Below are 21,182 nucleotides of genomic sequence, written 5' to 3'. Positions count from 1 at the left end.
GCCCACCCGCCGCATGACCGCCCGCCGCCATCCGCGCATGCGCAGCCTGCTGCTGCTGGCGGTGCTGCTGATCACGCTGGGCGGGGGCGCGGTGTCGCTGCTGGTGGGCCTGCGCAGCGATGCCCGCCATGCCTGGGACGACGCCCAGCGCCATGCGCGTGGCGAGCTGGCGCGCCTGGTGGTGGTGGCCGAGCGCGAGGCCACGCTGCACCCGGCGCTGCTGGACGAGCTGGTGGCGCTGGCCTCCACCGATGTCCGCGTGGTCCATGCACTGATCCTCACGCCCGACGGCACCGTGCTGTCCAGCAGCCGCACCGTCGAGGTGGGCCGCGCCGCGGCCTCCCTGGACGGCGTGCCGCCGGCCTGGCTGGGCGGCCTGCAGGGCAGCGGCCGGGCGCGGCTGCAGACCGATGTCGACGCCCAGCGCCTGGTGCTGGCCCAGGCCTTTGCCTGGCCCGCGGCCCCGGGCGAGTTGCGCGGCCTGGGCCAGGGCACGGTGCTGCTGCACCTGGACCTGGGCCCCACGCTGGCCGCGGTGCGTGCCGAGGGCTTGCAGCAGCGCGCCTGGCCGCTGGCCTGGGTGGTGCTGGCCGCACTGCTGCTGCTGGCCGGGCTGGAGCGCATCGTCGTGCGGCCGCTGCAACGCCTGGGCGATGCGGCGCAGGCGCTGGGCGATGGCGAGCTGTCGCGCCAGGTGCCGGCCACCCGCGCCGCCGAGCTGCAGGCCGTGGGCGAGGCCTTCAACCGCATGGCCCGCAGCCTGGCCGACGGCCTGGGCCGGCTGGCCGCCAGCGAGCAGCGCCAGCGCGAGCTGTTCGCCGCCGCGCCCGACGCCATGCTCACCGTCACACCCGACGGCCGCATCGACAGCTTCAACGCCGCCGCCGAGCGGCTGTTCGGCCATGCCGCGGCCCAGGCCATCGGCCAGCCGCTGGACCTGCTGCTGCCCGCCGACGTGCGGGCCGGGCACCCGCAGCGCATGGCCGGCTTCGCGGCCGAGGGCGCGGGCGCGCGGCGCATGGCGCCCAGCCGCATCGTCGAGGGCCTGCACCGCGACGGCCACCGCCTGCAGCTGGAAGTGGGCATCGCCCGCGTCGACCTGGGCGACACCTGGCGTTTCACCGCGGTGGCGCGCGATGTGGCGGCCCGGCTGGCGCTGGAGGCGGCGCTGGCCGCCCAGCGCGACCAGCTGGAAGCCACCGTCACCGCCCGCACCGCCGAGCTGGCCCGCTCGCGCGACGAGGCCCAGGCGGCCACCCGCGCCAAGAGCGAGTTCCTGGCCAACATGAGCCACGAGATCCGCACACCGATGAACGCCATCATCGGCCTGGCCCACCTGATGCGGCGCGATGCCAGCAGCCCGCAGCGCGGCTACCTGGCCAAGCTCGACGGCGCGGCCCACCACCTGCTGGGCGTTCTCAACGACATCCTCGACTACTCGAAGATCGAGGCCGGCAAGCTCAGCCTGGCGCCGCAGGATTTCGCGCTGGACCAGCTGGTCGACGATGTCTGCCACCTGGTGGCCGCCCGCGCCGGCGAGAAAGGCCTGGAGCTGGTGCAGCGGCTCGACCCCGCCCTGCCCACCTGGCGCCACGGCGACGACCTGCGCCTGCGCCAGGTGCTGATCAACCTGGTGGGCAATGCGGTGAAGTTCACCCACAGCGGCCACATCAGCCTGCGGGTGGGCCCGGGCGAGGGTGGCACGGTGCAGTTCGTGGTGGCCGACACCGGCATCGGCATCGGCCCGGCCGAGCGGGCGCGCATCTTCCAGCCGTTCGAGCAGGCCGACAGCCCGGCCAGCCGGCGCCTGGGCGGCACCGGCCTGGGCCTGGCCATCAGCCGGGCACTGGTGCAGGCCATGGGCGGCACGCTGGTGCTCGACCCCCAGCCCGACGCCAGCGCCGGGGGCAGCTGCTTCCGCTTCAGCCTGCCGCTGCCGCCGGCGGCCAGCCCGGCGCCGCCGCCGCCGCGCATGCCGGCCGCCGGCCAGCGCGCCCTGGTGGTCGACGACCTGGCCGAGGCCCGCGCGGTGCTGGTGGAGCAGCTGCAGGCCCTGGGCCTGCTGGCCGAGGCAGTGGCCGATGGCCCCCAGGCCCTGGCGCGCGTGGCCCGGGCCGATGCGGCCGGCACGCCGTTCCATGTCTGCCTGGTCGACTGGCGCCTGCCGGGCGACGACGGCCTGGCCCTGCTGCAGCGGCTGCAGGCCCTGCCGCTGGCGCACCGGCCGGCGCTGCTGCTGGCCACCGCCTTCGGCGCCCAGCTGCCGGCGCCGCTGCCCGCCAACCTGGCCCGCTTGCGGGTGCTGGACAAGCCGGTGGCCCTGCCCGGGCTGCAGCGCGCGCTGGCCGATGTGCTGGGACTGGCCGGCCCATCCCCACCGTTGCCGCCGGCACCTGTGCCGCTGGAGGTGCAGCTGCGCCAGCGCCATGGCCGGCAGCCTGACCAGCCGCCCGGCGCCCGCTTGCTGCTGGTGGAGGACAACCCGCTGAACCAGGAGGTGGCGTTGCAGCTGCTGCAGGACGCCGGCCTGCAGGCCGACCTGGCGCGCGACGGCCTGGAGGCGGTGGCCCGCGTCACCGACCAGGCCTATGCCCTGGTGCTGATGGATGTGCAGATGCCGCGGCTGGACGGCCTGGGCGCGACCCGGGCCATCCGCGCGCTGCCGGGCCGCGCCGGCCTGCCCATCCTGGCCATGACCGCCGGCACCCAGGCGGACGAACGTGCCGCCTGCCTGGCCGCCGGCATGAACGACGTGATCACCAAGCCGGTCGATCCCGATGACCTGTACGCCGCGCTGCTGCGCTGGTTGCCGGCGGCGGCGGCGCCGGCAGCGCTGGCCGCGCCCCTGACCGCCAGCGCACCGGGCCCGGTGGCGCCGCTGGCCGAGCCCTGGCAGCAGGTGCCCGGGCTGGATGCCACCGCCGGCCTGCGCCTGGTGGGTGGCCGGCCGGCCATCTACCTGCGGGTGCTGCAGCGCTTCGTGGCCCACCACGGCGGCGATGCGGCACTGCTGCGGCAGGCGGCGGATGCGGGCGCCGGCGACGAGATCCGCCGCCTGTGCCATGTGCTCAAGAGCGTGGCCGGTGCGCTGGGTGCCCATGGCGTGGCGGCGCAGGCCGCCCTGGTGGAAGCCGCGCCGGCCGACACCGTCGCGGTGGCGGCCCTGGCCGGCGCGCTGCAGGCCCTGCTGGACGCGCTGGTGCCGGTGGTGGACGCCGGCGTCTGACGCGTCGGCCGCCGGCGCTCAGTCCGCCGGCAGCGCTGCGAAAAACGCCGCCAGCCGCGCCGCATCCAGCCGGCCGGCCTGGCGCACGCTGCTGCACAGGTCCAGCCCGAAGGGACGCACCGCGGCCACCGCCGCTGCCACGTTCTGCGGGTTCAACCCGCCGGCCAGGAACAGCGGCCTGCCCAGCGCCGCCACCGCGGTGCGGATCTGCGCGCTGACTGCCCAGTCGTGCGTGCGGCCGGTGCCGCCCAACTCCTTCACCGCCGCCTGCGGGTTGCCGCTGTCGAGCAGAAGGGCGTCGACCAGCGGCGCCACGGCCACCGCCTCGTCCAGGCAGGCCGGGCCGGTGACATGCACCACCTGCACCAGCTGCACGCCGGGCAGGGCATCGCGCAGGCGGCGCAGGTCGTCGGCCGGCACGGTGTCCACCAGCTGCAGCGTGGTGGTGCGGCAGCGCCGGTGCTGGTCGATGATGCCGGCCGCCGTCTGCCGGCTGGTCAGCAGGAAGGTCTGCACCGCGGCGCCGTGCTCGTCGGCCATGGCCTGCGCCACCGCGGCGATGGTGGTCTCGTCGATGACGCCGGGCCCGCTGGGCATGGCCGAGACCAGGCCCAGCGCCTGGGCGCCGGCGGCCACCGCCAGCCGGGCCTCGTCCACGCTGGCGATGCAGCAGATCTTGACCAGCGGGCGGCCCGGACTGAGGCGGTCGGTCATCGTTCGGGCCTCACAGTGTCTCGATCACCACCGGCCCGGGCGGCGGCGCGGTGTCGGCCATGGTGCTGGCTGCCAGCACCGCGGCACACGCGGCCTCGGCATCGGCCCGGCTGGCCGCATGCACCCGCAGCAACGCATCGCCGGCCTGCAGCGCACTGCCCAGCGGCTGCACCTGGCTGAAGCCCACCCGCGGGTCGACCGCATCGCCGGCCACGCGGCGGCCGCCGCCCAGCGCCACCACCGCCAGGCCCAGCGCGCGGGTGTCGGTGGCGGCCAGCACGCCAGCGCGCGGGGCGGGCACGTCCAGCTGCACCGGCGCGGCCGGCAGGTTGGCGGTGGCCAGCACATCGGCCGGGCCGCCCAGCGCCGCCACCATGCGGGCGAAGTGCTCGGCGGCATGGCCGCTGTCCAGCGCGGCGGCGGCACGCTGGGCACCATCGGCCACGCTGGTGGCCAGGCCGGCGCCGTGCAGCATCTGCGCGGCCAGGGCCAGTGTCAGCGTGCGCAGCCGCGCATCCTGCGCGGCACCGATGAGGAAGGCGATGCTCTCCTGCACCTCCAGCGCGTTGCCGGCGGTGGTGCCCAGCACCTGGTCCATGTCGGTGATCAGCGCGCGGCAGGGCAGGCCGGCGCCGTGGGCCACGTCCACCAGGCTGCGGGCCAGCGTGCGCGCCGCGCCGATGTCGGTCATGAAGGCGCCGTTGCCCAGCTTCACGTCCATCACCAGGCTGCCGAGGCCCGCTGCCAGCTTCTTGCTGAGGATGCTGGCCGTGATCAGCGGCACCGATTCCACCGTGGCCGTCACATCGCGGATGGCGTAGAGCCGCCGGTCGGCCGGCGCGATGTCGGCGCTGGCGCCGACGATGGCGCAGCCGGCGCTGCGCAGCGCGGCCAGCAGCTGCGCGCGGGGCGGCTCGGTCTGGTAGCCGGGCAGGGCGGCCAGCTTGTCCAGCGTGCCGCCGGTGTGGCCCAGGCCGCGGCCGCTGACCATCGGCACCACGCCGCCGCAGGCTGCCACGATGGGCGCCAGCACCAGGCTGACCTTGTCGCCCACGCCGCCGGTGGAATGCTTGTCCACCACCGGGCCGGCCAGGCCGGCGTCGTCCCAGCGCAGCACCGCGCCGCTGTGGGTCATCGCCCGGGTCAGCGCCACGCATTCGGCGCGGTCCATGCCGTTGAGCAGGATGGCCATGGCCAGTGCCGCGGCCTGGCCCTCGCTCCAGCGGCCATCCACCAGGCCCTGCACGAAGGCCTGGATCTGCGCTGCACTCAGCGCGCCGCCGTCACGCTTGGCGCGGATGACTTCGGCCGGCAGCATGTGGCGCCCGCGGTTCAGTAGCTGCCGGCGGCGCTGGTGTTGCCGGGCCCGCTGCCCTGCAGCACCGCGGTGATGTCGCCCAGCAGGCCGCTGGCACCGAAGCGCAGGCGCTGCGGCGTGACGGCGGCAGCGCCGAGGATCTCGCGCACCAGCGCGATGTAGACCGCCGCATCGGCCACCTTGCGGATGCCGCCCGAGGCCTTGAAGCCCACCGCCGCGCCGCGCGGATGGTCGGCGATGGCCTGCAGCATCACCCGCGCCGCCTCGGGCGTGGCGCCGGTGCCGGTCTTGCCGGTGCTGGTCTTGAGGAAATCCACGCCCGCGTCCAGCCCGATCAGGCTGGCCTGGTGGATGAGCGCCGGCGTGGCCAGGTCGCCCGATTCGAGGATCAGCTTCAGCGTGCGCCCGGCACAGGCCACACGCACCGCCTGCACCAACGCCGCCGCGCCGGCAGCGTCGCCGGCCTGCAGCGCGCGCCAGGGCAGCACCAGGTCGACCTCGTCGCCACCCGCATCGGCGATGGCGCGGACATCGGCCACCGCGGCGGCCACATCCAGCCCGCCGGCCGGGAAGTTGGCCACCGCCGCCACCCGCACCCCGACCGGCGCCTGCGCCCTGGCCTGGGCCACGAAGCGCGGCCACACGCACAGCGCCGCCGGCGGGCCCGCCGGGCCGGCAGCCTGGGCGCACAGGGCGCCGATCGCCGCGGCATCGTCGGCATCGTTCAGGCTGGTCAGGTCCAGGCAGGCCAGGGCAGTGCGGGCGGTGGTGGCGAGGTCCGGTGTCATGGCGTGCAAGGGCGTGGACCGGCGATGGTAGCCGCGCCGCCCGCCGGCCTGCTGTGCGTGACGAACTGCCGGCGTGTCAGCGGAATTGACTCAAGTCAAGTGTCCGGCGGCCGTTACACCGGCGGTGTGCAGTTCTTGCTCTTTCAGGAAGTCCGACCCATGAATACCAAGCATCGACTCCTCGTGTCTTTTGGAGTCCTGGCACTGTTGGTGATGCTGACGGCAGTGCTCGGCCTGCGTGCAGCCGCCACCGCCCACGAGGCCTTCAGTGGCTATGTCTCGGGGGCGGCCCACCGCATGTCCCTGGCCAACCATGCGCTGGAAGCCACCAATGCGCGTGCGATCGCCGCGCGCAACCTGGTGCTGATCGATGATCCCGCGCTGCTGGCCGCCGAGAAGGAGAACGTGGCGCGCGCCCACAAGGCGGTTGGCGAGACCCTGGCCAGGCTCAGCGAGAGCGCGGCCAAGGCGGCCGATCCCAAGGTCCGAGAGTTGGTGCAGGCCATCGTCGCCGTCGAGGCCCGTTACAGCCCGGTGGCGCTGGATGTCCTGGCCAAGGTGTCCGCTGGCGACCGTGCCGGCGCCATCGCCAAGATGAATGCCGAGTGCCTGCCCCTGCTGGCCGCACTGTTGAAGGCCGGCGACACCTACCTCGCCTACGGCGCGCAGCGTGCCGACGCCGAAGTGGCCCGCGCAGGCGATGTCTACCAGACGGCGCGCGGCGTGCTGATCGCGGCGCTGCTGGTGGCTTTCGGCACGGCTGCGGCACTGGGCGTGCTGATCCCGCGGGGACTGATCCGCGCCCTGGGCGCCGAGCCGGCCGAACTCAGCCGCGCGGCCGAACGCATTGCGCAGGGTGACCTCAGCCCGGTGCCGGGCGCCGCGCAGGCGCCGGCCGGCAGCGTGCTGGCCTCCATGGCGGCCATGCGCGCCAACCTGGCCCGCATCGTGGCGCAGGTGCGGCAGGGCAGCGACAGCGTGGCGACGGCGAGCAGCGAGATCGCGCATGGCAACCAGGATCTGTCCGGGCGCACCGAGCAGCAGGCCAGCGCGCTGCAGGAAACCGCGGCGTCGATGGAGCAGCTGGGCAGCACCGTGCGCCTGAATGCCGACAACGCCCGCCAGGCCGACCAGCTGGCCCGTGGCGCCAGCGATGTGGCCCGGCAGGGCGGCGACGTGGTGGCCGAGGTGGTGCAGACGATGAAGGGCATCAACGACAGCAGCCGGCGCATTGCCGACATCCTCTCGGTCATCGACGGCATCGCGTTCCAGACCAACATCCTGGCGCTGAACGCGGCTGTGGAGGCCGCGCGTGCCGGCGAGCAGGGGCGGGGCTTTGCGGTGGTGGCCGGCGAGGTGCGCACCCTGGCGCAGCGCAGCGCCGACGCCGCACGCGAGATCAAGCGCCTGATCACCGACAGCGTCGAACGTGTGGACCAGGGCAGCGCGCTGGTGGACAAGGCTGGCGTGACGATGCAGGAGGTGGTCGCGGCGATCGGCCGCGTTTCCGAGATCGTCGGCGAGATCAGCAGCGCCAGCGCCGGGCAGCGCAGCGGCGTGGCCCAGGTTGGTGAGGCGGTGTCGCAGATGGACCAGGCCACCCAGCAGAACGCCGCACTGGTGGAGCAGAGCGCCGCCGCTGCCGCCAGCCTGCAGCAGCAAGCCCAGCAGCTGGTGCAGGCGGTGGCGGTGTTCCGCCATGCCGAGCCGGCCTGACCGGGCGTGGGTGGGCTGATGGGCTGATCGGCTGATGGGTGGGCCGGCCGGCGGCGCCGTTGCCGGCCTGTCATCATGGGCGCCGACCATGGCCCGCCACCCCGCCCGATGCACCTGTCCCGCGTCTCCCGCCGCCAAGCGCTGATCGCCACCACCGCCCTGCTGGCGGCCAGTGCCGGCCGCGGCCAGCCGCGCTTTCCCGAGCGGCCCATCACCCTGGTCGTGCCCTTCGCGCCCGGCGGCATCGCCGACCTGACGGCCCGCGCCGTGGGCGAGGCCCTGGCCCGCAGCCTGGGCCAGCCGGTGGTGGTCGACAACCAGCCCGGCGCCGGCGCCATCGTCGCCAGCCAGCGCGTTGCGCGGGCCGTGCCCGATGGCCACACCCTGCTGCTGCTGAGCAATGCCAATGCGGTGGCGATGTCGCTGATGAAGCCCCCGGGGCCCGATCCGTTGACGAACTTTGCGCCGGTCAGCACGCTGGGCAGCTTCGACCTGGGGCTGTTCGCCGCGGCCAACGGGCGCTTTGCCACGCTGGCCGCCGCGCTGGACTGGGCCCGCGCCCATCCGGGCCAGCTGAACATCGGCAGCATCAACGTGGGCAGCACCCAGCACCTGGCGGCCAAGCTGTTCGACGCCCGCGCCGGCATCGACGCGCTGGTGGTGCCCTACAAGGGCTCGCCGGCGGTGCTGACGGCGCTGCGTGCCGGCGAGATCGACATTGCGGTGGAGATCCTCGGCCCGATGCTGCCGCAGCTGCAGGCCGGCACGGTGCGGGCGCTGGCCGTCACCGGCGCGCAGCGCCACCCGCTGTTGCCCGAGGTGCCCACCGTGGCCCAGGCCGGCGTGGCCGGCGTGCAGGTGGCCAGCTGGAATGCGCTGGCCGCACCGGCCGGCACGCCGCCCGCGGTGCTGGCCACGCTGAACCAGGCGGTGCGAGATGCCGTGGCATCGCCTGCGGTGCAGCAGCGCCTGGCGCCGCTGGGCATGCGGCTGGGCGCCGGCACGCCGGCCGAGCTGCAGGCGCTGCTGGGCAGCGAGATCCAGCGCTGGGCGGCGGTGATCCGCGCCGCCAGGATCACGCCGGAGTAGGCCGCCCGCCTAACGGTTGTCCGGCGCGAACTCGGCCAGCTTCAGCGGGCTGCGCGCAGCGATGTAGGCGCGCAGCACCTCGGCATCGTTGAGCCCGGTGTTCACATAGCCGGGGTGGGTGTTCATCTTCGGGTAGCCGTCACCGCCGATGGCGGTGAAGTTGTTGATCGCCAGGGTGTAGGTGCGGCTGCGGTCGATGGGCTGGCCGCCCACACGGGCTTCCAGCAGCTGGCCGTTGGCCACCTGCCACTGCAGGCCGGCGGTCTGCGGGTAGCCGCCGGAGCCGGGGCTCATCTTCGCGGCGGCGGCCAGCCAGTCCAGCAGCTCGGCGCCGTTCAGCGTGAGCACGCCCACGGTGTTGGAAAAGGGCTGCACCTTGAGCACATCACGGTAGGTGATGCGGCCGGCGGGCAATGAATCGCGCACACCGCCACCGTTGATCACCGCCAGGTCCGCGCCGGTGCGCGCGCGCATCGCCCGGGCGATCAGCGTGCCCAGCGTGGTGGGCTGGCTGCGCACCCGGTCGCGGTTGCCGTCGAACACGCCGTCGGCTTCGCCCACCGGCACCAGCAGGCGCTCCTGCCCCGCGGCGTGGAAGGGCAGCAAGGCGCCGCGCACGGCCGCGTCTTCGGGGATGGGGTCGCCCACCACCACCTTCCTGCCATCGGCGCCGGCCTGCTTCAGGTTCACCGGGATCAGCTGGTACTTGACGAGGTTGACCCGCCCGCCGTCGATGACGAAGTCGGCCCGGCCGACGTATTTGCCCCACTCATGCGCCTGCACGATCCAGGCGCCGTTCTGGCGGTCCGGCGCGCAGGGCTCGCCGGGCCGGTAGGCGGTGTTGCGGATGTTCTCGGCCAGCATGCACACCGGGTTCTGGCTGTGGCCGCCGACGATCAGGTCCAGCCCCGGCACCTGGCGCGCCATCTCCACATCGCCCGGCGCGTTGATGCCGTGGCGGCCATCGGCATAGTGGCCCATGTGGGTGGCGGCGATCACCATTTCGGCCTGGGCGCGCAGCTGCGGCACCAGCTGGGCGGCCTCCTCGGCCGGCTTGCGGAAGCGCATGCCCTGCACATGGTCGGGCAGCACCAGCCTGGGCGTGTCGTCGGTGGTCAGGCCCAGCACGGCGATCCGGTAGCCGCCGCGCTCGAAGATGCGGAAGGGCTCGAACACCCGCTGCTCGCCCTGGTAGATGTTGGCCGACAGCAGCGGAAAGCCGGCCCACTGCCGCTGCCGGGCCAGCACGGCGGGCGGCTTGTCGAACTCATGGTTGCCCACGGCCATCGCGTCGTAGCCCAGCAGCACCATGCCCTTGAAGTCGGGCTCGGCATCGAGCAGGTCGCTCTCGGGCACGCCGGTGTTCACATCGCCGCCGTCCAGCAGCAGGCTGTGGCCACCGGCGGCGGCCACCTCGGCGCGCATCCGGTCGATCAGCGTCTTGCGCGCGGCCAGGCCGTATTCGCCATCGGCATTGGGCCAGAAACGGCCGTGGTGGTCGTTGGTGTGCAGGATGGTCAGCTGCAGCGGCGGGCGCTGCGGCGTCTTGGCGGGCGGATCGGCGGGCGGCGTGGCGCAGGCGACCAGCAGCAGCGGCAGGACGGCCAGGGCGGTGTGCAGGCGGCGCATGCGGGGCTCAGCAGCTGTCGCCGCCGGAGCGGCAGGCCCACAGGTAGGCGTCGGGCACCACCGACTGGCGCGCCGCGCGCAGCGCCTGCTGCGCCACCTCCTTCGACACCCAGGTGGCCATCATCACACCGTAGGTCGGGTTGGCGCCGTAGGGCATGAACACGACGAAGTCGTACTGCGGCGCCTTGCGGTGCAGCCGGTTCATCAGGGCGACGGCGGCCTGTTCGGAGCCGGCCGAGCCGACGATGACGAAGTACTTGTTGGAGTCGTTCACGAACGGCGGCGCATCCCGCAGGAAGGCATCGGCCGGATCGGCCGCGGCCGGTGCCTGGACCTGGGCCAGCCAGGCCGGTAGCCAGGCGTCGTCGCTGCGCGAGGCCAGCAACAGGGGCGGCCCGTCTAGCGGCCCGCCCGACCGGCGGATGCGGCTGCTGGTGCGGGCCACCACTGTCGGCCCCTGCGCCGGCGCCAGCATGTCGGTGTTGGCGGCCTGGATGCGGGCGGCCTTGTCGGCATCGCTCAGCCCGGCCGCGGCCTGCACCACGCGGCAGTAGGCCTGCAGCAGGCTGCGCAGCGTCAGGTCGACATCGGCGCTGGGGAAGCGGTCGCGCAGCAGCGTGGTGCGCAGCGCCCGCAGGTCGGCGCCGGCACCCGCGTCGGTGATCAGCTGGTCGGCCGCGTCCATGGCGGCCTGGGTGGTCCGGTTGATCAGGCGCGAGCCGATCGGCGCCACCGCATCGCAGCCGGGCGCGGCCTGGGCCTGGTTCTGGGCCTGCGTGGCGCCGTGCGGCAGCCAGAAGAGCAGGGCCAGGCCCCAGGCCAGCGTGCGTGTCGTCATGGCGGTTCTCCGTGGGGTGGTGCGGCGCCTCAGCGGCGGAACTTCTCGGCAATGCTGTCGATGGTGGAGAACACCGGCTCCACCGCATAGCCGGCGATGAAGGCCAGCGCCGACGACGACAGCCCCATCTCGGTGACCACGCCGCTGAAGCCGATCACCACGCCCGACAGCCCGCCCAGCGCCACCCGCACCAGGTGGCGGATGGGCGAGGTGGCCGAGAAGGTGGTGTCCTTGATCTGGTCGGAGATCAGCCGCACCACGTAGGCGCAGGCGCCCATGATGCCCAGCACGATGGGCAGCACGGTGGCGGTGATCACGCCCACGCTGATCTGGGCGTTCAGGCGTTCGGATGCCACGTCGCGCCGGCTGATCTGGTAGTCGCGCACGGCCTGGCGCACCTCGGCCAGGTTCTGCGCGTCCTTCAGGTCGCCGGGCAGGATGGTGGCGCCGTTCCAGCCCAGGCTGATCAGCCGGGTCATCATCACGCTCTTCTGCAGCATCTGGTCGAGCACATGGTTCTGCTGGTGCAGCAGGGCCTGCATCGCGGCGATGTCCTTGCGCTGGTCGGCAGACGCCGTGGCGAATGGCCTGTCGGCGACGCCGGCCTCCAGCGCGTCGGCGGCGGCCGTCAGCTTGACGTTGAGCTCGTCGCCCTGGGTGGCCAGCTGCTCCACATCCTTGCCCAGGCTCAGCGTGGTCGACACCAGGAAGCCCAGCACCACGCTGATGCCCAGCAGCACGATCAGCAGCGCCAGGTAGCGCGTGGCCGTGCGCCGCGACACCGACACCGGCCTGGCGTTGCCGCCGGCCCAGGCCCGCCAGCGCGGCGCCGGCACGCCCAGCAGATTGGTCGACAGCGTGTCCACCGTGGCCGGCTTCACCAGCGCGCACAGCTTGTTGAAGGCGCACCAGAAGTCGGTGGCGACCTGCTCGTTCCAGGCATTGCCGGCCTGGGCGTCCAGCGCGGTGTTGATGGTGGCCACGGTCTCACGCGGCAGCTCGTTCACGTTCTCGGCGGCAAAGCGCAGCAGCATCTCGGCCGTCGCCAGTGCCTGCGCCTCGCTGGGCAAGACAGAGCGTGTCATGGGTGTCCCTCCCCCGCCGGTGGCGTGGGTCGCCGCATCTTAGGCGGCCAGCGCGGCTGCGCCATCCGCCCGATCACCGAGCCGGCGCCGGCGGCCATGCGGCAAGATGCAGGCCCCGTCCACGCACCGGCCCGCCATGTTCCGCACCACCTACATCAGCCACGCCCAGCTCACCGCCCAGCTGGCCACCTGGGCGCAGCAGCACCCGGGCCTGGTCCATGTCAGCAGCCTGGGGCAGAGCGCCGGCGGCCGCGACATCCCGCTGCTGACCATCGGCCGCCACCCCGAGCGCGGCGGCCCGGCGGTGTGGATCGACGGCAACATGCACGCCAGCGAGCTGTGCGGCACCAGCGTGGCCCTGGCCATCGCCGAGGACGTGCTGGCCATCCACGGCGGCGCCGATGCGGCCGGCGGCCAGCCGCTGCCGCCGCACATGGCCCAGGCCATCCGCGGGACGCTGTTCTACGTGGTGCCGCGCATCTCGCCCGACGGCGCGGAAGAGGTGCTGCAGCGTGGCCGCTACGTGCGGTCGAGCCCGGTGGACGACCGCGTGGCCCGCCACCATGCCCACTGGGTGACCGAGGACATCGACGGCGACGGCATGGCCCTGACCATGCGCCGTGAAGACCCCGACGGCGAGCTGGTGGAGCTTCGCGGCGACGACGGCCAGCCGCTGCGCCCCGCGGTGCTGGTGGCCCGCCAGCCCGAGGACAGCGGCCCGTTCTACCGCCTGTATCCCGAGGGCCGCATCGCCAACTTCGACGGCCGCACCATCCCCGACGCGCACTACCTGTCGGACAACCTCTACGACTTCAACCGCAACTTCCCGTACCACTGGGCGCCCGAGCCGCAGCAGGCCGGCGCCGGCCACTACCCCGGCAGCGCGCCCGAGACCCGCGCGGTGATGGACTTCGCCACCCGCCATCCCAACATCATGCTGTGGCTGAACCTGCACACCTTCGGCGGCGTGCTGATCCGCCCGCTGGGCGACAAGCCCGACAGCAAGATGAACCCCGGTGACCTGGGGCTGTACGAGCAGGTGGAAGCCTGGATGACCCAGTTCACCGGCTATGCCACCGTCAGCGGCTTCCATGAATTCCTCTACGAGCCCGACAAGCCCCTGCACGGCGACCTGAGCGACTACGCCTACCACCAGCGCGGCGCGCTGGCCTATGTGGTGGAGCTGTGGGATCTGTTCCAGCAGCTGGGCATCGCCCGCAAGAAGCCGTTTGTCGACCACTACAGCAAGTTCAGCCGCGACGACATGCGCAAGCTGGCCGCGTTCGACCGCCAGCACAACGGCGGCCGCATGTTCGGCACCTGGAAGCCGGCGCAGCATCCGCAGCTGGGCGCGGTGGAGGTGGCCGGCTTCGACCCCCGCGTGGGCATCTGGAACCCGCCGTACGACCGGCTGGATGCCACCTGCCAGGGCCAGAGCGCCGCCTTCCTGCGGGTGGCGGCGCTGTTGCCGCGCGTCAGCGCCAGCGTGGTGGCGCAGGAACGCCAGGGCGACAGCACCCGCATCGAGATCCGCATCGCCAACCACGGCTACCTGGGCAGTTGCGGCGTGCCGTCGTCGCAGGGCCTGCCGCATGTGGAGCCGATCCGCCTGACCACGCAAGCCCATGGTGTGACGGTGCTGGCCCCCGGCGCCGCGGTGGTGGAGATCGGCCACCTGGAGGGCTGGGGCGGCGGCCTGTACGGCGGGCCCAGCGTGTTCTCGCCCTGGACCCGCGGCAACGGCCATGAGCGCTTCGTCACCCTGGTGGTGGCCGGCAGCGGCACGCTGGATGTCACCGTGGGCAGCGCACGGGTGGGCTTCCAGCATCTCACCGTGGCGGTGCCCTGACCGAGAATCCGCCGCATGGACGTCAGCATTCACGACAAGACCGCCCCGGTGCTGATCGCCGGCGGCGGCATCGGCGGCATGGCCCTGGCCCTCACCCTGCACCAGGTGGGCGTGCCGTGTGTGGTCTACGAATCCGTGCCGCAGCTCCGGCCGCTGGGCGTGGGCATCAACCTGCAGCCCAATGCGGTGCGCGAGCTGTTCGACCTGGACATCGGCGCCGACCTGCTCGACCGCATCGGCCTGCCGGCGCGGGAATGGGCCTTGGTCGGCCGCAACGGGCAGGAGGTCTACAGCGAGCCGCGTGGCCTGGCCGCCGGCTACCGCTGGCCGCAGTACGCGGTGCACCGCGGCCAGCTGCAGATGCTGCTGGCCGATGCGGTGCGTGAACGCCTGGGCCCGCAGGCGCTGCAGCTGGGCCAGCGGGTGACCGGCTACCGCCAGACCGCCGACGGCGTGACCGCGCTGCTGGAAGACCGCGACGGCCACCGGCACGAGGCCAGCGGCCGCCTGCTGCTGGCCGCCGACGGCCTGCATTCGGCGGTGCGGGCGCAGATGCACCCGCAGCAGCCGCCCATCCAGTGGGGCGGCGCCATCCTGTGGCGCGGCACCACGCCCGGCGTGCCGGTGCGCACCGGCGCCTCTTTCGTCGGTCTGGGCTCGGCGCGGCACCGGGTGGTGCTGTACCCGATCTCGCCGGTGGATGCGGCCACCGGCCTGGCCACCATCAACTGGATCGCCGAGATCACGGTGGACAACCGCGACGGCTGGACCCAGGGCGACTGGAACCGGCGTGTGCAGCTGAGCGACTTCGCCCACCACTTCGACGGCTGGAACTACGGCTGGCTGGACGTGCCGGCCATGCTGCGGGGCGCGGCCGAGGTGTTCGAGTACCCGATGATCGACCGCGACCCGGTGCCCACCTGGGTGGATGGCCGGGTGGCGCTGGTGGGCGACGCCGCGCATGTGATGTATCCCACCGGCAGCAACGGCGCCAGCCAGGCCATCATCGACGCCCGCGTGCTGGGCGCGGCCATGGTGGCCCACGGCGTGGGCCCGGCGGCGCTGCAGGCCTACGACCAGCGGCTGTGCGCCGATGTCTCGGCCCTGGTGCTGCGCAACCGCGGCGCCGGCCCCTTCGGCCTGCTGAACCTGGTGGACGAGCGCTGCGGCGGCGTGTTCGACCACATCGACGACGTCATCCCCGCCGACGAGCGCGCTGCCTTCATGGCCCGCTACAAGGCCGCGGCCGGCTTCGCCATCGAGACGCTGAACGCCGCGCCGCCCACCATCGCGCCCGGGGCGCGGGTGGCCGGCGGCTGATCCGGCTTCAAGCTTCTGCGACGAAGCGCCAGGGCGACTGGCGGGTGGCCGCATCCTGGCGGCGGAACTCGCGCGGCGACTGGCCCACCTCGCGCTTGAACACCTTGGAGAAGCTGAACGCGTCCTGGTAGCCGACGGCGGCGGCCACCTGCTCCAACGTCTGCGGCGTGTCGCCCAGCAGCCGCATGGCCTGCTGCATGCGCAGCGTGCGCAGGTGGGCCAGCGGCGTGTCGCCCAGCGCCTGGCGGAAGCGCTGCGCCAGCCCGGTGCGCGACAGGCCCACCGCCGCGGCCAGGCTGTCCAGCGTCCAGGGATGGGCGCAATCGGCCTGCATCAGCGCCAGCGCCCGGTGCACCGGCGGATCACGCAACGCCTGGCCCCAGCCGGCGGTGCCGGGCGCCTGGCGGCGCAGCAACTCGCGCAGCAGGTAGCTGAACACCACGTCCATCAGGCCGTGCACCACGGCGCGGGCGCCGGGTGCGTCCTGCTCCAGCTCGTCGGCCAGCAGGCCCAGCGCCAATGACAGCGGACCCAGGCGCGGCAGCTCGTCGGCACGCAGCACGAACCAGGCGGGCAGCTGCTGCAGGAACGGGTGCAGCGGCGTGTGCCACAGCTGGTAGGCGCCGCTGATCACCTGGGCCGCGGCGCCGGGCAGGGCGGGGGTGACCGGCGTGGACTGCAGGGGCTGCGCCGTGGCATCCCCCAGCGTGGCCGGATCGGGCGGCGTGGCCTGCAGGCTCAGCACATGGGTGCAGCCGCGGGCCATCAGCGCGATGTCGCCACTGCCCAGCGCCAGCACGCCGCCGGCGCTGTCGGCATGCAGGTAGACCGGACCCTGGCGCACCACATGCAGGCCGATGCTGCGGTCACAGGGGAAGCGCAGCGCCGCACCCGGCGCCAGGTGACGCTGGTCCAGCAGGCGGCGGTGCAGGCCGGCCTGCTGCAGAAGATCGGTGAGCAGATCCATGTGGCCGGATTGTACGCATGGACATGAAAAGTGAACGGATCGGCATTCTCGGTTCAGCTTGACCGTCGAAGAATGCACCCATCCACCCACCCCTTGAGGACCCTGACCATGCCCACCACCCTCGTCATCGGCGCCACCGGCCACATCGGCGGCGAACTCACCCGCCTGCTGCAGGCGGCCGGCCACACGGTGCGCCAGGCCACCCGCACACCGCAGGCCCCCGGCCAGGTGGCGCTGGACCTGGCCACCGGCGCCGGCCTGGAGGCCGCGGTCGACGGCGTGCAGCGCGCCTTCCTGATGGCCCCGCCCGGCCATGCCCGGCAGGACCAGCTGCTCAAGCCGGTGATCGACGCCGCCAAGCGCGCCGGCGTGCAGCAGGTGGTGCTGCTCAGCGCCATGGGCGCCAATGCCGACCCCAGCGCGCCGCTGCGCCAGGCCGAGCTGCACTTGGAGCAATCCGGCCTGGCCTGGAACATCCTGCGGCCCAACTGGTTCATGCAGAACTTCCACACCTTCTGGCTGCCCGGCATCCAGGCCACCGGCAACATCCTGCTGCCGGTGGGCAGCGCCAAGGGCAGCTTCATCGACACCCGCGACATCGCCGCCGCGGCCGCCGCGCTGCTGACCGGCGACACCCTTCGCAACCAGGACTTCGACCTGACCGGCCCCGAAGCGCTGGACCATGACCAGGTGGCGCGCATCCTGTCGGATGCCGCCGGCCGCCCCATCGGCTACCAGGACATCCCGCCCGAGGCGATGCGCAGCGCCCTGCTGGCCGCCGGCCTGCCGGCCGACTACACCGAGTTCCTGCTGGTGATCCTGGGCTTCTTCAAGGCCGGGTACTCGGAGCGCACGACGGACGCGGTGCAGCAGATCACCGGCCGCGCGCCGCGCACGCTGGCGCAGTACGCGGCCGACCACCGCAGCGCCTGGCAGGGCTGAGCGCCGCTGCCGGACAAGCCATGCAGCGCAGCTTGGCCCCGGTCTGACTTGCTGCACAGGATCCTGCCATCGACTTCAGCCTGGATCGCTTTGGGGGTGAGGCCCCCTCGGTACACTCGTCGCGCCATGTGCCGGTCCGCCACTCTCCTCGTCATGCTGATTGCCATGTTCTGGCAATCGGTGGCGCTCGCGCGCATGGGGTCGACGGTGAACCCACTGGCCGACATGGCGCACGCCGCGCTGCACTGGCAGGAGGAAGGCCACCATCACCACGAGGATGGGTCCTACCACCTGGACGATTCGCCCGAGTCGGCGCAGCACATCATCAGCGACCAGGTGAGTGCCGCTGCGGCGCTGCTGGTGTCCGCCTCGCACGACTTGCCGTCCCAGGCGTCGGTGCTCCCCGGTGGCCTGCACAAGACCCCCGTGCCCGACCCTGACCTCGAAGGCCTGCTCCGGCCGCCTCGTTCCCGCTCCTGACCCGCCTTCGCGGCGGGCGCCCACCCGTGGGCGCCCGGCCTTCCGCCGCAACGGCCTTCCGCGCTTGCCGCTGTCCGCCAATGGCGTGACCTGAGCCTGCGTCTGGCCGGCCCCGGCTGTCGAACCGTCAGGACCGAAGTGAAACCTCTCCCATGGCTGTCTGCCTGCGTGATCGCAGGCAGCCTGGCCGCTGGACCTGTCCGGGCCCAGCCTGCCGCCTCCCCGTCGAGTCTCCAGGCCCCGCAAGCGTCGGCCCCGGCTGCATCCAGCGGCTCAGTGACCCTCCGCGCAGCCCTGGACGCCGCCTGGCAGCGCGCCGTCGCGGCGCGCGAGACCGAAGGCCAGCGCCGCCGTGCCGAAGCCGACCGCGCCGTGGCGTCGAGCCTCTGGGCGGCGCCGCCGTCGCTGGCCCTGAGTCACCGCGACGATCGCCTGCACCGGGCTGCCGGCCGGCGCGAGACCGAGATCGGCATCGCCATGCCCCTGTGGCTGCCCGGCCAACGCACCGCCCGCGCGGGTACGGCCGAGGCGGCAGCCGCCCTGGCCCAAGCGGCCGAACAGGTGGCGCGCCTGCGCCTGGCCGGCGACCTGCGCGAATCCGGCTGGCAACTCGCGGCATTGCAGGCCGAACTCGTGCAGGCCGACACCCAGGCCCAGTCCCTGAAGCAGTTGGCCGACGACGTCGAGCGCCGCGTGCGCGCTGGCGACCTGGCCCGTGCCGACGCCCTGGCCGCGCAGGCGGAACACCTGGCCGCGGCTGCGCAGTAGGCCGACGTGCAGCAGCGCCTCCAGGCGGCGCGGTCGCGCTGGACGCTTCTGACCGGGCTGACGACAGCGCCGGACCTGACGGTGGGCGCTGCGACCGACGTGTCTGCCACAGCGCACCCGGAGCACCAATTCGCCAGCCTGTCCACGGCGCTTGCGCGCCAGCGGGTCGAACTGATGCGCCGTTCGCGCCGTGATGCGCCCGAGCTGAGCGTCGGCGTGCGGCAGGACACCCCGGGCCGCGCCGAGTCGTCGCAGGGCAGCCTGGTGGTCGGCCTGCGCCTGCCTTTGGGCACCGACGACCGCAACCGTCCGCTGGAGGCGGCAGCCCGCACTGAACTCGAGGTGGCCCAGACCCACGAACAGCGCCTGCGCGAGCGCCTGGACAGCGAGACCGCCGCCGCGCGGGATGCGCAGCGATCGGCCCTGGCGCAACTCGACGCTGAAACCGCCCGCGCCCGGCTGCTGCGCGAGCGGGCGACGCTGATCGACAAGTCCTTCCGTGCCGGCGAGACCCCGCTGCCCGACCTGCTGCGTGCGCTGGCCGCCGCGGCGCAGGCCGAGGGTGCCGCCGCCCGCCAGACCGCCGCGCTGGGCCTGGCCCGCGCCCGACTCCAACAAGCGATCGGACTCCTCCCATGACCACCCGTCCCGCGCTCCGTGTCCCCAGTCCGCTGTTCGCCCTCGCGCTGACGGCATGGCTGGTCTGCGGCAACACCGCCGTGCTGGCGGCCCCCGGTGCACATGGCCCCAACGGTGAACACCTGGACGGCCCGGCCACGGTGCGGGCGCCATCGGCCTTGCCCCGTGTCGAGGCCAAGTCCGAGGCCTTCGAGCTGGTCGCCGAGCTGCGTGCCAGCGCGCTGACCATCCTCATCGACCGCTACGAGTCCAACGAGCCGGTGCTGGGCGCCAAGCTCGAAGTCGAGAGCGGCCCGCTCAAGGCCGTGGCAGCCTTCCGCGCCGAGCAAGGCGACTACCTGGTCACCGACGCCGCGATGCTGAAGGCACTCGCCGCGCCCGGCGAGCACGGCCTCGTCTTCACGCTGGTGGCCGGCCAGGACAGCGACCTGCTCGACGGCACGCTGGTCGGACCTGCCAGCCGGGCCGATGGCGCCGGGGCGAAGGACGATCATGGCCATGCACACGGTGGCGACGACCATGGGCACGCCCACGGACTGGCGCGCGCGGCCTGGATCGGCGCCGGCGTCGCGGCCCTGGGCCTGATCGGCGGCATCGCCTGGTGGCGTCAGCGCCGCCGCGAGGCCGGCAAGCTGCAGGGAGGTCTGTGATGCGGCACAAGCTGAATCGGTTCTCCGGCGGACAGGCACTGTTCATCGCCGCCGCACTGGGCGCGTGGGTCCTCTGCGCATCCATGGCCCATGCCGCACCAGGCGCCCACGGACCCAATGGCGAGCACCTCGATGCGCCCGGCGCAGCAGTCAACGCCTCCGGCCTGGCGCGGCTGCCCGATGGCAGCGTCAACGTGCCCAAGACCGCGCAACGGCGCATGGCCATCCGGACGGTGCTGGCGCCCGAGTCCGACGCCCCGGCCACGGTCGAACTGCCGGGCCGCGTGGTCATGGACCCGAACGCCAGTGGCCGCATGCAGGCCGTGCATGGTGGGCGCATCGAGCCCGGGCCGAAGGGCCTGCCGGTTGCGGGACAGGCCGTCCGGCGCGGCGAGGTGCTGGCCTACGTCCGCCACCACGCCGAGCCCTACGCCCTGGGCACGCAGCAGGCCCAGCTGGCCGAACTGCGGGCGCAGCGCCAAATCGCCGAGCAACGCGTGCAGCGCCTCGAAGGCCTGGAAGGCACCGTGCCGCGCAAGGAGATCGATGCGGCCCGCACGGAGGCGAAGAGTCTGGCCGAGCGGGAGGGCAGCATCGGCGCCAGCCTCACGTCGCGCGAGGCCCTGACCGCCCCGGTCAGCGGCGTGGTTGCCCGTGCCGACCTCATCGCCGGGCAGGTCGTCGAGCCGCGCGATGTGCTGTTCGAAGTCGTGGACCCGGCGCGCATGCTGGTCGAGGCCACCACCGCGGATGCCGGCCTCGCGGCCCGCCTGGCCGGCGCGTCGCTGCAGGGTGTGCCCGGCGTGTCGCTGCGCCTGCTCGGCGCGTCGCGCTCGCTGCGCGATGGGGTGCTGCCGATCACCTTCTCCGTCCGGGCCTCCAAGCCGGGCACGGCACTGCCGCTGGCCATCGGCCAGCCGGTCACCGTGGTGGCGCAATCGAAGGAGCGCACCAAGGGCGTCGTGCTGCCGGCACAGGCCGTGGTGCGCAACCCATCCAACGAGCCCATCGTCTGGATCAAGTCGGGCGCCGAACGCTTCATCCCGCAGCCGGTGCAGTTCCGGCCGCTGGACGCGGGCACGGTGGTGGTGACCCAGGGGCTGAGCGCGGACAACCGCGTCGTGGTCCAGGGCGCACCGCTGATCGCGCAGATCCGCTGAACGG

General features: G+C 73.5%; 18 protein-coding genes. 11 read left to right on the top strand and 7 right to left on the bottom strand.

The window, feature by feature from the left end; all coding sequences use genetic code 11:
* Positions 1-13: 13 nt before the first annotated feature.
* On the top strand, positions 14-3,226 hold the full coding sequence (locus tag FFT10_RS19165; protein WP_137734476.1) for a hybrid sensor histidine kinase/response regulator: 3,213 nt from the start codon (positions 14-16) through the stop codon (positions 3,224-3,226).
* 18 nt (positions 3,227-3,244) lie between these two features.
* On the opposite strand, the gene FFT10_RS19160 is transcribed toward FFT10_RS19165, so the two are convergent.
* The 3 genes from FFT10_RS19160 to deoC are packed head-to-tail and all read right to left on the bottom strand — an operon-like array spanning position 3,245 to position 6,046.
* Positions 3,245-3,940 carry a phosphoribosylanthranilate isomerase gene (locus FFT10_RS19160; protein WP_137734475.1) on the bottom strand — a complete coding sequence of 232 codons (696 nt, stop codon included), beginning with the start codon at positions 3,938-3,940 and terminating at the stop codon, positions 3,245-3,247.
* A 10-nt stretch (positions 3,941-3,950) separates the two neighbouring features.
* Positions 3,951-5,258, bottom strand: coding sequence for a thymidine phosphorylase (gene deoA / locus FFT10_RS19155; protein ID WP_137734474.1), 1,308 nt, complete (start codon positions 5,256-5,258; stop codon positions 3,951-3,953).
* Positions 5,259-5,272: 14 nt separating this feature from the next.
* A complete protein-coding gene (gene deoC, locus FFT10_RS19150) occupies positions 5,273-6,046 on the bottom strand; it encodes a deoxyribose-phosphate aldolase (RefSeq protein ID WP_137734473.1) in 774 nt (257 codons plus the stop codon).
* 159 nt (positions 6,047-6,205) lie between these two features.
* Between deoC and FFT10_RS28765 the strand changes: the two genes are divergently transcribed.
* Both FFT10_RS28765 and FFT10_RS19140 read left to right on the top strand, forming a co-directional pair.
* Positions 6,206-7,762: a methyl-accepting chemotaxis protein gene (locus FFT10_RS28765; RefSeq protein WP_137734472.1), complete on the top strand. Its 1,557-nt coding sequence runs from the start codon at positions 6,206-6,208 to the stop codon at positions 7,760-7,762.
* Between the two features lie 108 nt (positions 7,763-7,870).
* The gene (locus FFT10_RS19140) at positions 7,871-8,851 is read left to right on the top strand and encodes a tripartite tricarboxylate transporter substrate-binding protein (protein WP_137734471.1); all 981 of its coding nucleotides are present in this window, start codon (positions 7,871-7,873) and stop codon (positions 8,849-8,851) included.
* Between the two features lie 9 nt (positions 8,852-8,860).
* Here the strand turns inward: FFT10_RS19140 and ushA are convergent, their stop codons facing one another.
* From ushA to FFT10_RS19125, 3 genes are read right to left on the bottom strand one after another with little or no spacing between them, the layout of a single operon-like run.
* Positions 8,861-10,480 (bottom strand): bifunctional UDP-sugar hydrolase/5'-nucleotidase UshA, encoded by a 1,620-nt coding sequence (gene ushA / locus FFT10_RS19135; RefSeq protein ID WP_137734470.1) that lies wholly within the window; start codon positions 10,478-10,480, stop codon positions 8,861-8,863.
* A 7-nt stretch (positions 10,481-10,487) separates the two neighbouring features.
* Positions 10,488-11,318: an SPOR domain-containing protein gene (locus FFT10_RS19130; protein WP_137734469.1), complete on the bottom strand. Its 831-nt coding sequence runs from the start codon at positions 11,316-11,318 to the stop codon at positions 10,488-10,490.
* Between the two features lie 29 nt (positions 11,319-11,347).
* Entirely contained in the window at positions 11,348-12,403 is a 1,056-nt protein-coding gene (locus tag FFT10_RS19125; protein ID WP_137734468.1) for a hypothetical protein, read from the bottom strand.
* 136 nt (positions 12,404-12,539) lie between these two features.
* Here FFT10_RS19125 and FFT10_RS19120 point away from each other — a divergent pair, with 136 nt between their 5' ends.
* Positions 12,540-14,252: a M14 family metallopeptidase gene (locus FFT10_RS19120; RefSeq protein ID WP_228027188.1), complete on the top strand. Its 1,713-nt coding sequence runs from the start codon at positions 12,540-12,542 to the stop codon at positions 14,250-14,252.
* A 15-nt stretch (positions 14,253-14,267) separates the two neighbouring features.
* Positions 14,268-15,572: a flavin-dependent oxidoreductase gene (locus tag FFT10_RS19115; protein WP_137734466.1), complete on the top strand. Its 1,305-nt coding sequence runs from the start codon at positions 14,268-14,270 to the stop codon at positions 15,570-15,572.
* Positions 15,573-15,579: 7 nt separating this feature from the next.
* Here FFT10_RS19115 and FFT10_RS19110 read toward each other — a convergent pair whose 3' ends face one another.
* Positions 15,580-16,539 carry an AraC family transcriptional regulator gene (locus FFT10_RS19110; protein ID WP_137734465.1) on the bottom strand — a complete coding sequence of 320 codons (960 nt, stop codon included), beginning with the start codon at positions 16,537-16,539 and terminating at the stop codon, positions 15,580-15,582.
* Between the two features lie 108 nt (positions 16,540-16,647).
* Between FFT10_RS19110 and FFT10_RS19105 the strand changes: the two genes are divergently transcribed.
* The 6 genes from FFT10_RS19105 to FFT10_RS19085 all read left to right on the top strand — a co-directional run bounded on the left by FFT10_RS19105 (position 16,648) and on the right by FFT10_RS19085 (position 21,178).
* On the top strand, positions 16,648-17,481 hold the full coding sequence (locus FFT10_RS19105; protein WP_162520845.1) for an SDR family oxidoreductase: 834 nt from the start codon (positions 16,648-16,650) through the stop codon (positions 17,479-17,481).
* A 153-nt stretch (positions 17,482-17,634) separates the two neighbouring features.
* On the top strand, positions 17,635-17,961 hold the full coding sequence (locus tag FFT10_RS19100; RefSeq protein WP_137734463.1) for a hypothetical protein: 327 nt from the start codon (positions 17,635-17,637) through the stop codon (positions 17,959-17,961).
* 276 nt (positions 17,962-18,237) lie between these two features.
* Complete coding sequence (locus FFT10_RS28270; RefSeq protein ID WP_228027187.1) at positions 18,238-18,729, top strand: TolC family protein; 492 nt, start codon at positions 18,238-18,240, stop codon at positions 18,727-18,729.
* A gap of 174 nt (positions 18,730-18,903) precedes the next feature.
* Complete coding sequence (locus tag FFT10_RS28265; protein WP_505891288.1) at positions 18,904-19,368, top strand: TolC family protein; 465 nt, start codon at positions 18,904-18,906, stop codon at positions 19,366-19,368.
* On the top strand, positions 19,365-20,018 hold the full coding sequence (locus tag FFT10_RS19090) for a hypothetical protein (RefSeq protein WP_137734462.1): 654 nt from the start codon (positions 19,365-19,367) through the stop codon (positions 20,016-20,018). The genes FFT10_RS28265 and FFT10_RS19090 overlap by 4 nt, the downstream gene beginning before the upstream one ends.
* A gap of 83 nt (positions 20,019-20,101) precedes the next feature.
* On the top strand, positions 20,102-21,178 hold the full coding sequence (locus tag FFT10_RS19085) for an efflux RND transporter periplasmic adaptor subunit (protein ID WP_174246133.1): 1,077 nt from the start codon (positions 20,102-20,104) through the stop codon (positions 21,176-21,178).
* The last annotated feature ends 4 nt before the right edge of the window (positions 21,179-21,182 follow it).

The organism is Pseudaquabacterium pictum (assembly GCF_005403045.1).
In the GTDB taxonomy this organism is placed as follows: domain Bacteria; phylum Pseudomonadota; class Gammaproteobacteria; order Burkholderiales; family Burkholderiaceae_C; genus Pseudaquabacterium; species Pseudaquabacterium pictum.
The sequence above is the reverse complement of the archived record's forward strand: the minus strand, read 5'-3'. Positions and strand labels throughout refer to the sequence as shown.

What these genes read in the sequence shown, in the direction of transcription:
- FFT10_RS19165 (WP_137734476.1), top strand. Translation starts at nt 14, where the DNA reads ATGACCGCCCGCCGCCATCCGCGCATGCGCAGCCTGCTGCTGCTGGCG.
- FFT10_RS19160 (WP_137734475.1), bottom strand. Translation starts at nt 3,940, where the DNA reads ATGACCGACCGCCTCAGTCCGGGCCGCCCGCTGGTCAAGATCTGCTGC.
- deoA (WP_137734474.1), bottom strand. Translation starts at nt 5,258, where the DNA reads ATGCTGCCGGCCGAAGTCATCCGCGCCAAGCGTGACGGCGGCGCGCTG.
- deoC (WP_137734473.1), bottom strand. Translation starts at nt 6,046, where the DNA reads ATGACACCGGACCTCGCCACCACCGCCCGCACTGCCCTGGCCTGCCTG.
- FFT10_RS28765 (WP_137734472.1), top strand. Translation starts at nt 6,206, where the DNA reads ATGAATACCAAGCATCGACTCCTCGTGTCTTTTGGAGTCCTGGCACTG.
- FFT10_RS19140 (WP_137734471.1), top strand. Translation starts at nt 7,871, where the DNA reads ATGCACCTGTCCCGCGTCTCCCGCCGCCAAGCGCTGATCGCCACCACC.
- ushA (WP_137734470.1), bottom strand. Translation starts at nt 10,480, where the DNA reads ATGCGCCGCCTGCACACCGCCCTGGCCGTCCTGCCGCTGCTGCTGGTC.
- FFT10_RS19130 (WP_137734469.1), bottom strand. Translation starts at nt 11,318, where the DNA reads ATGACGACACGCACGCTGGCCTGGGGCCTGGCCCTGCTCTTCTGGCTG.
- FFT10_RS19125 (WP_137734468.1), bottom strand. Translation starts at nt 12,403, where the DNA reads ATGACACGCTCTGTCTTGCCCAGCGAGGCGCAGGCACTGGCGACGGCC.
- FFT10_RS19120 (WP_228027188.1), top strand. Translation starts at nt 12,540, where the DNA reads ATGTTCCGCACCACCTACATCAGCCACGCCCAGCTCACCGCCCAGCTG.
- FFT10_RS19115 (WP_137734466.1), top strand. Translation starts at nt 14,268, where the DNA reads ATGGACGTCAGCATTCACGACAAGACCGCCCCGGTGCTGATCGCCGGC.
- FFT10_RS19110 (WP_137734465.1), bottom strand. Translation starts at nt 16,539, where the DNA reads ATGGATCTGCTCACCGATCTTCTGCAGCAGGCCGGCCTGCACCGCCGC.
- FFT10_RS19105 (WP_162520845.1), top strand. Translation starts at nt 16,648, where the DNA reads ATGCCCACCACCCTCGTCATCGGCGCCACCGGCCACATCGGCGGCGAA.
- FFT10_RS19100 (WP_137734463.1), top strand. Translation starts at nt 17,635, where the DNA reads ATGCTGATTGCCATGTTCTGGCAATCGGTGGCGCTCGCGCGCATGGGG.
- FFT10_RS28265 (WP_505891288.1), top strand. Translation starts at nt 18,904, where the DNA reads ATGCGCCGTTCGCGCCGTGATGCGCCCGAGCTGAGCGTCGGCGTGCGG.
- FFT10_RS19090 (WP_137734462.1), top strand. Translation starts at nt 19,365, where the DNA reads ATGACCACCCGTCCCGCGCTCCGTGTCCCCAGTCCGCTGTTCGCCCTC.
- FFT10_RS19085 (WP_174246133.1), top strand. Translation starts at nt 20,102, where the DNA reads ATGGCCCATGCCGCACCAGGCGCCCACGGACCCAATGGCGAGCACCTC.